The organism is Streptomyces sp. ADI95-17 (assembly GCF_003846175.1).
Classification (GTDB): domain Bacteria; phylum Actinomycetota; class Actinomycetes; order Streptomycetales; family Streptomycetaceae; genus Streptomyces; species Streptomyces sanglieri.
Genome location: NZ_ML123050.1, coordinates 557,760 through 570,526, shown reverse-complemented (window position 1 = coordinate 570,526; position 12,767 = coordinate 557,760). Strand labels below are relative to the sequence as shown.

Annotated in this window: 10 protein-coding genes and 1 pseudogene; 8 read left to right on the top strand and 3 right to left on the bottom strand. The window is 69.8% G+C overall.

The window, feature by feature from the left end:
- Nucleotides 1-38: 38 nt before the first annotated feature.
- Nucleotides 39-3,134: a ThuA domain-containing protein gene (locus EES42_RS33370; RefSeq protein WP_241196752.1), complete on the top strand. Its 3,096-nt coding sequence runs from the start codon at nt 39-41 to the stop codon at nt 3,132-3,134.
- Nucleotides 3,135-3,202: 68 nt separating this feature from the next.
- Here EES42_RS33370 and EES42_RS33365 read toward each other — a convergent pair whose 3' ends face one another.
- Nucleotides 3,203-4,339 (bottom strand): aminoglycoside phosphotransferase family protein, encoded by a 1,137-nt coding sequence (locus tag EES42_RS33365; RefSeq protein WP_124721940.1) that lies wholly within the window; start codon nt 4,337-4,339, stop codon nt 3,203-3,205.
- Nucleotides 4,340-4,570: 231 nt separating this feature from the next.
- On the opposite strand from EES42_RS33365, the gene EES42_RS33360 reads away from it, so the two are divergent.
- A complete protein-coding gene (locus EES42_RS33360; RefSeq protein ID WP_124721939.1) occupies nt 4,571-6,070 on the top strand; it encodes a DNA-binding protein NsdB in 1,500 nt (499 codons plus the stop codon).
- A 167-nt stretch (nt 6,071-6,237) separates the two neighbouring features.
- Here the strand turns inward: EES42_RS33360 and EES42_RS33355 are convergent, their stop codons facing one another.
- Complete coding sequence (locus tag EES42_RS33355) at nt 6,238-7,707, bottom strand: PP2C family protein-serine/threonine phosphatase (protein WP_124721938.1); 1,470 nt, start codon at nt 7,705-7,707, stop codon at nt 6,238-6,240.
- 391 nt (nt 7,708-8,098) lie between these two features.
- On the opposite strand from EES42_RS33355, the gene rpmG reads away from it, so the two are divergent.
- Entirely contained in the window at nt 8,099-8,263 is a 165-nt protein-coding gene (gene rpmG, locus EES42_RS33350) for a 50S ribosomal protein L33 (protein WP_124721937.1), read from the top strand.
- A gap of 191 nt (nt 8,264-8,454) precedes the next feature.
- On the opposite strand, the gene EES42_RS33345 is transcribed toward rpmG, so the two are convergent.
- Nucleotides 8,455-9,129: a YoaK family protein gene (locus EES42_RS33345; protein WP_241196751.1), complete on the bottom strand. Its 675-nt coding sequence runs from the start codon at nt 9,127-9,129 to the stop codon at nt 8,455-8,457.
- A gap of 75 nt (nt 9,130-9,204) precedes the next feature.
- Here EES42_RS33345 and EES42_RS33340 point away from each other — a divergent pair, with 75 nt between their 5' ends.
- The 5 genes and pseudogenes from EES42_RS33340 to EES42_RS45135 all read left to right on the top strand — a co-directional run.
- Nucleotides 9,205-9,942, top strand: a complete 738-nt coding sequence (locus EES42_RS33340; protein ID WP_124721936.1) for a tyrosine-protein phosphatase — start codon at nt 9,205-9,207, stop codon at nt 9,940-9,942.
- Nucleotides 9,943-10,093: 151 nt separating this feature from the next.
- Nucleotides 10,094-10,870: a DUF4389 domain-containing protein gene (locus EES42_RS33335; RefSeq protein WP_124721935.1), complete on the top strand. Its 777-nt coding sequence runs from the start codon at nt 10,094-10,096 to the stop codon at nt 10,868-10,870.
- 42 nt (nt 10,871-10,912) lie between these two features.
- On the top strand, nt 10,913-11,428 hold the full coding sequence (locus EES42_RS33330) for a DinB family protein (protein WP_124721934.1): 516 nt from the start codon (nt 10,913-10,915) through the stop codon (nt 11,426-11,428).
- Nucleotides 11,429-11,744: 316 nt separating this feature from the next.
- The gene (locus EES42_RS33325) at nt 11,745-12,260 is read left to right on the top strand and encodes a lytic polysaccharide monooxygenase auxiliary activity family 9 protein (protein WP_124721933.1); all 516 of its coding nucleotides are present in this window, start codon (nt 11,745-11,747) and stop codon (nt 12,258-12,260) included.
- 302 nt (nt 12,261-12,562) lie between these two features.
- Nucleotides 12,563-12,767: pseudogene (locus EES42_RS45135) on the top strand (right-handed parallel beta-helix repeat-containing protein); the annotation flags it as partial.

The window sequence follows — 12,767 nt, the reverse complement described above, 5'->3', positions numbered from 1 at the left end:
TCGTGAGCCGTCACCGATTGCGCTGTCATGTCCGTGACATGCGGCGTACGTTCATCGCGCTGGTGGGCGCACTGCTCCTCGCGCTGACCGCACTGCCCGCGACCGCAGCCACCACCGGCAAGGCCCCCGCCTTCCGAGCCCTGCTCTTCACCCGCGCCGTCGGCTATGTGCACGCCTCCATCCCGGCCGGCATCCAGATGTTCAAGGAGGAGGCGGCCGCCGGCAATTTCGAACTCGTCGAGACCGCCGACCCCGCGGTCTTCGACCCGGTGAAGCTCAAGGACTTCGACGTCGTCGTCATGCTGCAGAACTCAGGCATGGTCTGGGACACCGACGCCCAGCGCGAAGCGATGCAGTCCTACGTACGCGGCGGTGGCGGCGTCGTCGCCCTCCACAACACCCTCGACATGGGCATCGAGGAGACCTTCCCCTGGTGGGACGAGGCCATCAACGGCGGCGTCCACATGCCCGCCCACTCACCCGGTGTCCTCCAGGGCACCGCCAAGGTCGCCGACCGCGTCCACCCCTCCACCGCGGGACTCCCCGAACGCTGGGAACGCCCCGAGGAGTGGTACAACTTCGACCGGAACCCCCGCGGTGACGTCCACGTCCTGGTCACCGCCGACGAGACCACCTACAACCCCGGCGGCTCCGCCATGGGCGCCGACCACCCGATCTCCTGGTGCCGCAACACCGAGGGCGGCAGGGTCTGGGCGACCGCCATGGGCCACGACACCGCCTCGTACAGCGAAGCCGCCTTCCGTACCCATGTCATGGGCGGCGTCAGGTGGGCCGCGGGCAACAAGCCCGGCGACTGCGGCGGCACCGTCTGGAGCGGCTACGAGAAGGTGGCTCTCGACGACAACACCGCCGACCCGATGGAACTCGACGTCGCCAAGGACGGCCGGGTCTTCTACATCCAGCGCAGCGGCGAGATCAACATCTACGACCCGGCGACCCACGCCACCACCACCGCCGGAAAGCTCGACGTCTACACCGGCGGCGAGGACGGCCTGGTCGGCATGGAACTCGACCCGGACTTCGTCAAGAACCACTGGATCTACCTCTACTACGCCCCCGCGGGTGCCACCGAGGACGTCAACCGGCTCTCCCGCTTCACCGTCAGGGGCAACACCCTCGACCCCGCCAGCGAGAAGAAGCTCCTCGACGTCCCCGCCTACCGCGACCGCAGCTTCCCCGAGCCCGGACACACCGGAGGCGCCGTCGAGTTCGGCCCCGGCCGCACGCTCTACCTCGGCGTCGGCGACGACACCCCGCCCAACCTCGACCCGAACTGGCAGGGATACGCCCCGCTCGACTGGCGCGAGGGCAAGCAGATGCTCGACGCCGCCCGCACCGCGGGCAACACCGACGACCTGCGCGGCAAGATCCTGCGGATCAAGCCGAAGGACTCCGGCGGCTACACCATCCCCAAGGGCAACCTCTTCGCCCCCGGCACGGCCAAGACCCGCCCCGAGATCTACGCGATGGGCTTCCGCAACCCGTTCCGCTTCACCGTCGACCCCAAGACGGGCTACGTCCACGCCTCCGACTACGGCCCCGACCGCGGACTGCCCACCACCGACCGAGGACCGGAGGGCCTCGTCGAGTACAACGTCATCAAGAAGGCCGGCAACTTCGGCTGGCCGTTCTGCCACGGCAACAACCAGGCCTACGCCCCGTACAACCCCGACACCAAGGAGGTCGGCGCCAAGTTCGACTGCGCCAACCCCGTCAACCCCTCGCCCAACAACACCGGACTGACCGAACTCCCGCCCATCCAGCAGCCGGAGATCTGGTACGGCTACGGCGCCTCCGAGGAATTCCCCGAGGTCGGCAGCGGCGGCTCGGCCCCGATGAGCGGCCCCGTCTACCACTACGACGGGAAGAACCCCTCCACCACGAAGTTCCCCGCCTACTTCGAGGGCGCGAGCTTCTTCTACGAGTGGTCGCGCAACTTCGTCAAGGAAGTCCGCTTCGACAAGGACCAGAAGGTCCTGAAGATCAATGACTTCCTCTCCACCCAGAAGTTCAACAAGCCGATGGACATGACCTTCGGGCCCGACGGCTCGCTCTACGTCCTCGAATGGGGCAGTTCGTTCGGTGGCGGCAACAACGACTCCGGGCTCTACCGCATCGACTACGCCCAGGGACAGCGCGCCCCGGTGGCCAAGGCGGCCGCCTCCGCCACGGACGGCCCCGTACCGCTGAAGGTCGACTTCTCCAGCGAGGGCAGCAACGACCCGGACGGGGACGCGCTCAGCTACGCCTGGGACTTCGACGGCGACGGCACCTACGACTCCACGGAGGCGTCGCCCAGCCACACCTACACGGCCAGGGGCGACTTCGCCGCCCAGCTGAAGGTCACCGACTCCACCGGCAAGTCCGGCTACGCCAACATCCCCGTCACCGCCGGCAACACGGCACCGAAGGTGACCATCGAATTCCCGGTCAGCGGCAAACTCATCGAGTTCGGCGACAAGATCCCGTACAAGGTCACGGTTACCGATCCCGAGGACGGCCCGGTCGACTGCACCAAGGTGACCGTCAACCCGGCCCTGGGCCACGACGACCACGAGCACCCCACGACCGACATCCCCGGCTGTGAGGGCACCGTCGACACCGGTGACCTGGGCGGCCACCCCGAAGGAGCGGACCTCACCTACGTACTCAACGCCAAGTACACCGACAAGGGCGGCGACGGCGTCTCCGCCCTGACCGGCTACGGCCGCGCCGTGCTCCAGCCGAAGCACAAGCAGGCGGAGTACTACGACGCCCAGTCCGGCACCCGGATCGTCGCCCAGGAAGGAGCCGAGAACGGCAAGCGGATCGGGGACGTCTCCGACGGTGACTGGGTCGCGTTCGACCCGATGAGCGTCGAGGGCATCGGCACCGTCAGCTACCGGCTGTCCTCACCGAACGGGGTCGGCGCGATCGAACTCCGCGCGGACTCCGCCGACGGCCCGCTGCTCGCCACCACCCCGGTGCCCAATACGGGCGGCTGGGACAACTATCAGGCGACCCCGCCCGTGCCCGTCCAGGAACTGAAGGGAACCCACAAGCTGTACCTCGTCTTCACGTCCCCGCAGGACAACTCGTTCGACGTGGACGCGGTCGACTTCAAGAGCCCCTGACCGTACCTCGGCGTGCCGCGGGCCCGGTGTGTCGGCACCGGACCCGCAGCACGCATCCCCTGGCAGGGTCAGCGGGTGCCGACCGCGGCACGTACGGCCCTGCGGGCCATCGCACAGTCGTCGTGCAGCCGGCGCAGCAACAGCCGCTGCTCCTCGCTCGACGACAGCGCACCCGGGCGCTCCTGACCGGCGCCCGAGGCCGTCGAATCCCGCATGGCCCGCTGGACGGCCGTCTCGTACGTACGGATCTCGCGGGTCAGCACCAGCATCAGGTTCACCAGGAACGCGTCCCGCGCGGTCGGTCCGTTGGCCTGCGCCAGCTGGCTGATCTGACGCCGTGCCGCCGGTGCGTCACCGAGGACCGTCCAGAGCGTCGCCAGGTCGTACCCGGGCAGATACCAGCCCGCGTGCTCCCAGTCCACCAGCACCGGACCTGTGGGCGACAGCAGGATGTTGGAGAGCAGGGCGTCACCGTGACAGAACTGCCCCATGCCCTGCCGGCCGCCCGCGTGCGCCAGACCGTGCAGCAGCTTCTGCAGATCACCCAGATCGCGGTCGGTGAAGAGCCCCAGCTCGTGGTAGCGCGCGATCCGCGAGGCGTAGTCGAGCGGGGCGTCGAACAGCCCCGGCGCCGGCCGCCAGGCGTTGACCCGGCTGATCGCGCCCAGCGCGGCCCGGACATCGGCACGGGGCGGGGCCTCCGAGGGATGCCGGGTCAACGCGGCCACCCGGCCGGGCATCCGCTCGATCACCAGTGTGCAGTTCTCCGGATCGGCCGCGATGAGCCGCGGCACGCGCACCGGCGGACGGTGCCGGACGAACGCACGATATGCAGCTATTTCGTGACGGAACCGCTCCGACCACGCCGGGGAGTGGTCCAGTAAACACTTGGCGACCGCGGTGGCCCGGCCGGTGGAGCCCACGAGCAGCACGGAACGGCCGCTGCGGCGCAGCACCTGGACCGGGTTGAACTCGGGGCAGATCCGGTGCACCGAGGCGATCGCCATTCTCAGCTGCGCCCCCTGCGCGCCGGACAGGTCCAGCCGGCCGCTGAGCGGCGGGCCGACCATCCCGGCCGGCCGACGCGGCCGGACCGTGCCGGGCGCCGGGGGAGCGGCGTGCGGGGAGAGGTACGGACCGCCGCCCGCCCCCAGGGGACGGAGCGGCCGGGGCGGGGCGGTCACGGAGGACGATGCTGTGTACATGGGCGAGACAGATCCCTTCGCGCGCCGACAAGTTGCGTGCGCCGCCCCGGCCGGCGGCCGTTCGGCACCCTGGGGAGTACCTAGGGCTGCCGGGCGGGGTGGCGCTTTCCTACCTGACACCGGCAGGCGGGTGGCAGACCAACTGGCGGACCCTGGCGAACCCTGGCGAATTGTCGCAAGGCCTCTGACAGGGGGTTACTGTCAACACAGCCGAGAACCTGGGGGCTTGACGTGACCGGAGAACCCAACACCCGCCTGTCCGACCTGTTCGGCCTCGCCGGCTGGTCCAAGGGCGAACTTGCGAGAATGGTGAACAGGCAGGCGGCGGCCATGGGCCACCCGCAACTGGCCACCGACACCTCGCGGGTGAGGCGCTGGATCGACATGGGGGAGTCCCCCCGAGATCCCGTGCCCAAGGTGCTGGCTGCCCTGTTCACCGAGCGGCTCGGTCGTGTCGTGACCATCGAGGACCTCGGGTTCGGCCGACGCGGGCGTATGGGGAAACGGCAGGAGGCCGGGACGCAGGACAATCCCGACGGACTGCCGTGGGCGCCCGAGCGGACGGCAGCGGTCCTCACCGAATTCACGGGAATGGACCTCATGCTCAACCGACGCGGCTTGGTGAGCGCGGGCGCCGCGCTCGCCGCAGGATCGACCATCACCGGCCCCATGCACGACTGGCTGCACTCCGACCCCGTACTGGCGGCCGACGCGCCAAGGATCGAAGACCCGCTGCACGCGGACCCGGCCGGTTTCGACCGGTACGAGGCCGCGCCCATCGGGTCGGACGAGATCGAGGCGCTCGAACGGTCCGTCGAGGTGTTCCGCGCCTGGGACGCCTCACGGGGTGGCGGACTGCAGCGCAAGGCCGTGGTGGGCCAGCTCAACGAGGTGGGCGGCATGCTCGCCTACCGCCACCCCGATCATCTCCAGCGCAGGCTCTGGGGCGTGGCGGCCAATCTCGCGGTACTCGCGGGATGGATGTCCCACGACATCGGCCTCGAACCGACCGCCCAGAAGTACTTCATCATCGCGGCCCACGCGGCGCGCGAGGGCGGCGACCGCCCCCGCGCGGGCGAGGCGCTCTCCAGGGCGGCCCGCCAGATGGTCCATCTGGGCCGTCCCGACGACGCCCTGGATCTGATGAAGCTCGCCAAGTCCGGTTCCGGGGACATGGTTCTGCCCCGCACCCAGGCGATGCTGCACACCATCGAGGCCTGGGCACAGGCGTCCATGGGCCGCGGCCAGGCGATGCGGCGCACGCTCGGGAAGGCCGAGGAGCTCTTCACCTCGGACAAGAGCGATGTGCCGCCGCCCAGCTGGATGCAGATGTTCGACGAGGCGGACATGCACGGCATGCAGGCCCTGGCCTTCCGCACGCTCGCCGAACACGACCCGTCGGCGGCGATCGTGGCCCAGCGCCACGCCAAGCTGGCGCTGGAGCTGCGGGCCAACGGACGCCAGCGGTCCAAGATCTTCGACTACATCTCGCTCGCTTCGGCCTGCTTCATCGCCGATGATCCCGAGCAGGCCGACCGTTACGCGCGACTGGCCCTGGTGACGATGGGGGAGACCTCCTCGCACCGCACCTGGGACCGGCTGCGCGAAATGTACCGGCTCACGGGCCAGTTCGCGGGCTACGCGAAGATCGAGGACCTGCGGGAGGAGATCAAGCTTTCGCTGCCGCAGAGCTCCATCATCAAGCAGCGCAGGCGGTCGTCGGAGATCTGACCTGCGGGCGCCGCGACGAGGGGGCGCCTGGCACAGACCTTCCGACCTCCGTCTTTCCTACTACCGGCCGTCCGAGCATCGCACCCGTAGGCGGGCATGCCCTCCTGCGTACCGCGCCGTGTCCGGTGTTCCGTGTGTCCGTGGTCCTGTATGCATGCCGTCGTGCGCTACGCCCCGATGCGGGCGATCAGTACGCAGGCGTCGTCCAGGCGCTCGATGCCACCGAACTCCGCGACGACGGTCCGCAGGCACTCCTGTGCCGAACGGGCCTGCGCGAACCGCGGTGCCAGAGCCAGCAGCGCGTCCGGGCCCGCACCCCGGTCGCTGTGACGGTTCAGCCCGTCGGTGTGCAGTACCAGCACATCGCCGGGCAGCAGGCGCACTTCGTCCTGCTCGTACGCGACCCCGGAGGCCGCGCCGAGCAGGACCCCGTCCGGCGCGGGCAGCGGACGCCCCACACCGTCGCGGAACAGCAGCGGCGCGGGGTGCCCGGCCTGCGCCCAGACGAGGGTGCCGGTGGCCGGATCGACACGGCAGCACACCGCGCTGCCGAGAGCGGGCTGAACGGAGGACTCCAGTAACTGATTGAGGTGCCCCATCAGAGGACCCGGCTCGATGCCGGCCACGGCCATGCCGCGCAGCGCGCCCAGCAGCATCGCCATGGCCGAGGTGGCCTGGACGCCGTGCCCGGTCAGATCACCGACCGTGAGCACGGTCCGGCCGTCCGGCATTTCCAGTGCGTCGTACCAGTCGCCGCCGATGAGTGAACTCGACTTCGACGGAAGGTAATGGGCCGCGATGTCCAGGGCGCCGGGCCCCTGCGAGGGAAGCCGCAGCGAACCCCGCCACGGGGGGAGCACGGCCTCCTGGAGCTCGACCGCCAGACGGTGCTCCGTCTGCGCCCGGTGCTCCCGGCTGCGCAGCGAGTCATGGGTCCGGCGCAGTGCCTGCTGGCTGCGCCGCAGCTCGCTGACGTCACGCAGGACGGCCCACATCGAGGCGGTGCACCCGTTCGAATCCAGAACGGGCTCGCCCATCATGTGGAGCGTGCGCACCCGGCCGTCGGTCCGCGTGATGCGGAACTCGCCGTCTATCGGCTTTCCGTCCACGAGGCAGTCGGTCACCAGGGCGGTGAGCAGGGGCTGGTCCTCGGGAAGGAGTATGGACGGGAGTTCGTCGAGCGAGAGCGGTCCGGCCGCGGGGGGCCTGCCGAAGATCTGGAACAGTTCCTCGGACCAGCTGACGGCGTCGGTGAGCAGATTCCACTCGGCGCTGCCCACCCGGCCGATCAGCGATCCGGGCTTCGGCTCGTCGTAATGCTTCTGTGGGTCTTCCTGCGCCGTGTCCTGCCCTGCTCCCGGCGCCGGGATCCGCGCGAGGTGCTGCGGTGTCCCGGGCGGCAGGCCCTCCCTGAGCTGTCCCAGGTGTGCCCCGAGGTCGTCGAGATGGTGGACCGCGAGATCGCAGAGCGCCCGCTGCCAGCGCAGCTGCGGGTCCTCCTCGTCGATCAGCACCGTGTCCCGCCGCACGGCATCCACATCGCCGCGGAGCCGGAGGGTCCGGTTGATCAGGGCATCGACGGTGTCGCGCTCGGGTGGTTGTGGGGCGGGGCGGTCCGCGGACAGATGGGACGGCATCTCGTACTCCGATACAGGCGCGGCACGACCAGGTCTGAAGGTGGACCGAAGATGACTGTGGCACAGCCTGCGGGAGCCCGTAAGGGATTTGGCAACACTCGAGACGTTGTTGCTTCCGGCATATGCCACAGGCTGCGCAGGGCGTCGGTCAGTCGAACGCCCTTGCTGTCAGCGGACGTTGGCGCAAGTCAACCGGCGTGTGGGGACGGTTGTGCGCCAGCGTCCGGCGTCCCCTCGCCGCACGCCGGGTCCGGTCGGGGCATATGCCGAAGTGTCGTGGGCTCCGCGGCGGGAATGCGGCGGTGAGCCGTCGCGTTACGTCAGCATATCGAAAACGACACCCATTCCCATCGTAGGGGACTGGGGTCGGTGCGAGAGTCTGGAGGTGCCCATGGCCCGCAGTGAGACCCGTCCCGTCGTGACGCTCCGGTCGACGGCCGGAACGGGGCAGAGCTATGTGACCCGCAAGAGCCGTCGCAACAACCCTGACCGGTTGGTGCTGCGCAAGTTCGACCCCGTGGTGGGGCAGCACGTGCTCTTCCGCGAGGAGCGCTGACTGCGAAGGTGCGGGGGGCCGCGCTCCGTGCTGTGGATCACAGTGCGGGGTGCGCGTTTCCGGGAACGGGAAGTGGTGGTTTATCGTTCACCTATATGTGGATGTCGCGCACCGCGCCCACCCTTGAGCCGCCCCGGCTGGATTCCCCCGATCCGGCCGGGGCTTTCCTCTGCCCTGGGAATCTTCGCAGGTCAGCCCCCTGAAGCCCGTCGGTGTACCGTCTCGATCAGCAGTGCGCCCGCCGCCGGTACCGCCGCCACCAGGGCGGCCGCGTCGGGCCACAGGCGTACGGTCAGCGCGGTCACGGCCGCGCCCGCCACGACCGCGATCAGCCGGCCGGCCACCCAGTGGTCCCCCCGCTCCCAGGACCGCAGCGCAGCTCGGCCGACCAGGGCGGTGAGCGTGCCGGTGAAATAGTTGGTGGGCGTCGCCCGGATCCGGCCCTGGACGCCCATGGCCACGGCGATGAGCACCAGCAGCCCGAGCCGGTCCCCGTCCGAGGTGATCAGCCCCAGCGCCCACAGCACGGCCGCGGCCGCCAGCAGGACCACCTCCACCAGCAGCATCACCGGCAGTGACCACCGCAAACGCTCGTTCATCCACGCACCGCAGCCGACACCGACGGCGTACGCGACCAGTGCGGTGATCACCCGCAGCGCCACTCCTTGCTCTCCGGCGCCGGCGGCGGAAGCGCCGAGCAGCACCAGATTTCCGGTCATCACCCCGGCGAAGACCTGGCCGACGCAGATGAAGACGAACGCGTCGGCCGCCCCGGAAGCGGCCGACAGGAGCAGCAGGGCCCATTCGCCCCATGGGCCGGGCCCGGCATGGCGGGCGGGGGCGGAGCGACGCGCGGGAGTGGACACGCCTGCATTCTCGGTTCGGGCCCGCGCCACCGCGACGTCGACGTATCCCGCCGTGCGCCTCTAGAGTCCTCCGTCGTGAACAGGCACCTGGCATTCGAGCGACTGCACAACTTCCGCGACGTCGGCGGCTATCCGGGGGAGGCCGGCCGACCGGTCCGATGGGGCCGGCTCTACCGGTCGGATTCGCTGGGCAAGCTGCGCGGCGAGGACGAGGACCGCTTCCGGGCCCTCGGGATCGGCACGGTCATCGACCTGCGGTACGACTGGGAGATCGCCGCCAAGGGGCGAGTGCCCGAGGCGCCGGGGCTCCGCTACCACAACCTCAGCATCGAGCACCGGCCCTACGACCAGGCCGCCCTGGGCCCGGAGGTGGAGACCGGGCGCTTCCTGGCCGACCGCTACGCGGAGGTCGCCCACGACGGAGTCGTCGAACTCCGCCACGCCCTGGAAGTGATCGCCGACGAGAACAGCGGCCCCGTCGTCTTCCACTGTGCGTCGGGCAAGGACCGGACCGGGCTGCTCGCCGCGCTCGTCCTGTCCCTGCTCGGCGTGGGCGAGGACGACATCGTCGCCGACTTCGCCCTCACCGGGCTCGCCACCGAACGGTTGCTGGCCGACTGGCGGGCGGACCATTCCGGCCAGGATCCCCGCTGGCCCGGATATGGCACGGCGCCCGCCGACATCATGCGGCTCTTCCTGGCCGACCTGACCGCGACGCACGGCTCCGTCCACGCCTACGTCACCGAATTCCTCGGTACGGACCAGGAGTTGGCGGCGGCACTGCGCGGAAAGCTGCTCGAACCCGCCGGGTGAGCCCGGCCACCCGTGCGCCGTACGACCGCCGCGAGGGGCCGGGGACACCCGTTCGGCCCATGACCGATTGCGGGGCGCCGCCACCGGGCCCAGCGTGGGGAGACGTCGTACGCGCCGACGGCGTACGGACCACCCGCCGACGAGGAGCGAAATGGCCGACGCCCAGTGGAGTCCGGGCCCCAGGGCATGGGCCGCCGTCGAGTGGCTGCCCGTGCTGGACATCATCGAGCCGCCACGGCAGCGCCGGCTCACCGTGCTGGTGCGGCTGCTGATCCTGATCCCGCACTTCATCGTGCTGTTCTTCCTGCACATCGCGGCCGTGCTGACCGTCATCGTGGGCTGGTTCGCCGCGCTGTTCCTGGGGCGGCTGCCCGAACCGCTCTTCCGGTTCCTCGCCGGATACCTCGGCTACCAGGTACGGGTCGGCGCCGGCAGCATGCTGCTCGTGGACCGCTATCCGCCGTTCGCCCTCGATCCGCCGCCGGACTACCCGGCCCGGATCGAGGTCAGACCCACCGCCCTCAACCGCCTGGCCGTCCTCTTCCGGCTGATCCTGATGATTCCGGCGGCCGTCGTGCAGAGTCTGGCCGTGGCCGGCTGGTGGACGGTGGCGATCATCTGGTGGCTGATCACCCTGATCCTGGGACGCATGCCCCGCCCCCTCTTCGAGGCCACGGCCGCCGTGCTCCGCTACGAAATGCGCTTCTGCGCCTACGCCATGATGCTCACCCCGGCCTACCCCAAGGGTTTCTTCGGCGACGACGACCTCTCCGTACCGCAGCAGCAGCCGCGTTCAGCCACCCGGCCGCTCGTCATGAGCGGCGCGGGAAAGTGGCTGCTCATCCTGTTCCTGGTGCTCGGGGCAGCCACCTCCATCACCACGTCCTCCACGACCGACTGGTCGACCGAGTCGGCCGGCGGCAGGTGAAAACCCTGCCCGGCCCCGCCGCGGGCGAGGCATGATCACGGCATGACATGGACAGCACCCGAGGTAACGCGCACATCCGGTTCACTCGTGGCCGACGAGCGGGAGATGCTCACCGGCTACCTCGCATGGTTCCGCAACTCCCTGCTGCACAAGTGCGCGGGCCTGACCGGGGAGCAACTCGCCCAACAGACCGTGCGGCCGTCGAACCTCACCCTGCTGGGGCTGATCCGCCACATGGCGAAGGTCGAACGGGTCTGGTTCCGGGAGCGGTTCGCCGGGCAGTCGCTCGATCCCATGTACGACCCGGCGAAGGGCAAGGACGCGGACTTCGAGGACCTGGACCCGTCCCGCGCCGCCGAGGACTACGCCCGCCTCGTCGAGGAATGCCGGCTCGCGGACGAGATCGTCGCCACGGCCTCGCTGGACGACACCTTCGTCCATGGCGGCGAGGAGTTCTCGCTGCGCCTGATCCACCTGCACATGATCGGTGAGTACGCGCGCCACACCGGCCACGCCGACCTGGTGCGGGAGGGCGTGGACGGCGCGACCGGGTGGTGACGCGCCGCTGAACGGGGGCTCGGTGCCGACGGTGCGCGGGCCGGAGCGGGCCCGGCCCGGCCCGCCGGCCCGTCATCCGGATGTAGTCACCGGGGGAGGTACGGAATGATGCCGGGCGTCTTGACGTGAACGCGTCGATAGGTATGGTCTAGTCCAAGTGCAGGGCCCTGCCGGACGTCGCGAGTCCCGGGCGTACGCGGCAGGTTCCTGCCATGCCCTTCGCACTTCTTGGCCCCCACACTGGAGAGGCCGGTCTGCCACTGCCGGGCCCCCACAGCCCGCTCGTGTGCGGCGACGCCTCATGTGAAGGAGAAGCATGCACGCGAAAAGGAAGACGGCCGCAGTCATCGGTGCCTTACTCGCCCCCGTACTGGCCCTGAGCCTTCCGGTCGGCTCCGCCAGTGCCCACGGATACATCTCGTCGCCCCCGAGCCGCCAGGCCCAGTGCGCCGCCGGGACCGTGAGCTGCGGGGAGATCAAGTACGAGCCGCAGAGCGTGGAAGGTCCCAAGGGGCTGACCAGTTGCAGTGGCGGCAACGGCAGGTTCGCCGAACTCGACGACGACTCCAAGGGGTGGCAGGTCACCCCGGTGAGCCGGAGCACATCGTTCCAGTGGGTTCTGACCGCCCGGCACGCCACGAGCACCTGGCAGTACTTCGCGGGCGGCCGGAAGATCGCCGAGTTCAACGACAACGGTGCGCAGCCCGGCGCCACCGTCACCCATCAGGTCGACTTCGGCGGCCTGACGGGCAGGCAGAAGGTTCTCGCGGTGTGGAACATCGCGGACACGGCCAACGCCTTCTACGCCTGTATCGATGTGAACGTCGGCTGACCGACGGGCCCGGCCGGCGGTGTGCCGAAGCCCTCGCCCACTCGCGCGGGCTTCGGCGCACCAAAGGAGTCATCCGATCCTTGAGGTCGACCAGCGGGCCGGGTGCCGGTCAACTCCCCTGCAATCGCCGCCACAACTTCATGCTCCCTGCTGCGCAATATTGCAAGAAGGTCAAGACATCCGATCAAAGTCTTTCGCGATGGCCTTCTTTCGCACCATAGTGCTCTCGACACTGCACAGAACGTGCACAGAGGGAGCCGCAGCGAATGCATCGATGGCGCATACGTAACCGTCCGATCCCCGTGGCCGTCGCCGCCACCGCCCTGTCCCTGCTCGCAACCGCCGTGCCGACGGCTGCCGCCGCGGACGGCCCCCGGGCGAGCAACCGCGAGACCCAGTACGTCGACTGCTCGGCGGACGCGTCCACACAGACCGGGTCCTCCGCCTTCCCCTGGAAGAGTCTGGAGCAGGTCAACGGCCTGAGTCTCAAGACCGGTTCACGGATTC

What these genes read in the sequence shown, in the direction of transcription:
- EES42_RS33330 (WP_124721934.1), top strand. Translation starts at nt 10,913, where the DNA reads ATGACATGGACAGCACCCGAGGTAACGCGCACATCCGGTTCACTCGTG.
- rpmG (WP_124721937.1), top strand. Translation starts at nt 8,099, where the DNA reads ATGGCCCGCAGTGAGACCCGTCCCGTCGTGACGCTCCGGTCGACGGCC.
- EES42_RS33355 (WP_124721938.1), bottom strand. Translation starts at nt 7,707, where the DNA reads ATGCCGTCCCATCTGTCCGCGGACCGCCCCGCCCCACAACCACCCGAG.
- EES42_RS33365 (WP_124721940.1), bottom strand. Translation starts at nt 4,339, where the DNA reads ATGTACACAGCATCGTCCTCCGTGACCGCCCCGCCCCGGCCGCTCCGT.
- EES42_RS33370 (WP_241196752.1), top strand. Translation starts at nt 39, where the DNA reads ATGCGGCGTACGTTCATCGCGCTGGTGGGCGCACTGCTCCTCGCGCTG.
- EES42_RS33325 (WP_124721933.1), top strand. Translation starts at nt 11,745, where the DNA reads ATGCACGCGAAAAGGAAGACGGCCGCAGTCATCGGTGCCTTACTCGCC.
- EES42_RS33335 (WP_124721935.1), top strand. Translation starts at nt 10,094, where the DNA reads ATGGCCGACGCCCAGTGGAGTCCGGGCCCCAGGGCATGGGCCGCCGTC.